The following is a 1,427-nucleotide window of genomic DNA, read 5'->3' as shown; positions in this document are numbered from 1 at the left end:
GGCGAAAAAGCCGTGCTGGGACTGGCTACCGGTGTTACCCCCATCGGTGTGTATGCCGAACTGGTACGCCTGCACCAGGAAGAGGGTTTGTCTTTTAAAAACGTGATCACCTTTAACCTCGATGAGTATTATCCCATGAAGCCCGATGCCGCTCAAAGCTATGTCACCTTCATGTACGAGAACCTCTTCAGCCATGTGGATATCGATCCGGCCAATGTGCACATTCCCGATGGCACCCTGGACCAGGATGCCGTGGTAGCTTTTTGCCTGGCTTATGAACACCAGATCGAGGAACTGGGCGGGCTCGACCTGCAGATCCTCGGTATCGGACGTACCGGTCACATCGGTTTTAATGAGCCGGGTTCGGCTCCCAACTCGGGTACCAGGCTGGTGACCCTGGATGACCTGACCCGTAATGATGCCTCCCGTGATTTTGGCGGTAAGGCCAATGTGCCGACCAAGGCCATCACCATGGGGATCGGTACCATTTTCAAGGCCCGCGAGATCATCCTGATGGCCTGGAGCAAAAAGAAAGCGCCCATCATTAAAAAAGCCGTGGAAGGCGAAATGTCGGGCGATGTACCGGCTACTTACCTGCAATTATCCGACAATGTGGAATTTGTACTGGATGAAGCTGCCGCTTCCGAGCTTACCCGTTTTGATACCCCCTGGTTGGTGAAAGACTGTTCCTGGGACGATAAGGTACTGAAGAAAAAAGCGGTGATCTGGCTGGCTGATACCATCGGCAAGCCGGTACTGAAGCTGACCGAGGAGGACTACAACAACCACGGGATGGCACAGTTAGCCGTGGAACAGGGACCGGTATACAACATCAATATTGATATTTTTAACCAGATCCAGCATACCATTACCGGCTGGCCGGGCGGCAAACCGGATGCCGATGATTCGCAAAGGCCGGAAAGGGCTTTGCCGGCCAAAAAACGGTCTGTCATCTTTTCACCCCACCCCGATGATGACGTGATCTCCATGGGGGGTACGTTCATTCGTCTGGTAGATCAGGGGCATGAGGTGCATGTGGCTTACCAGACTTCGGGTAATACCGCCGTTTGGGATGATGATGTATTGCGTTACATGGAGTTTGCCATTGATTTTACCAACAGCATTGGCGAGGATACCGCGCACCTGAAAAAGTTATACGAGGAAATGCGTGCTTTTTTCCCGCAGAAACAGCCTAACCAGATCGATACCCAGGAGATCCGCAATGTGAAAGGTTTTATCCGCAAAACCGAGGCCATCTCGGGGGCCCGGTACGCGGGTTTGCATGACGACCATATCCATTTTATGGCTTTGCCTTTTTACGAAACCGGCAAAACCAAAAAGAACACCGTGGGTGAGGCAGATATCCAGCTCACCATCGACCTGCTGCAAAAAATAAAACCGCAGCAGATTTTTGCCGCCGGTGATTT

1 protein-coding gene is annotated in these 1,427 nt (G+C 52.3%); it reads left to right on the top strand.

All coding sequences use genetic code 11. The features are described 5' to 3' along the window. A partial coding sequence (locus tag M2273_RS30720) for a 6-phosphogluconolactonase (protein ID WP_429402221.1) occupies nt 1-1,427 on the top strand: 1,427 nt, incomplete at both ends.

Origin of the sequence: Mucilaginibacter lappiensis (assembly GCF_050433765.1) — a bacterium.
Taxonomy (GTDB): domain Bacteria; phylum Bacteroidota; class Bacteroidia; order Sphingobacteriales; family Sphingobacteriaceae; genus Mucilaginibacter; species Mucilaginibacter lappiensis_A.
The sequence above is the reverse complement of the archived record's forward strand: the minus strand, read 5'-3'. Positions and strand labels throughout refer to the sequence as shown.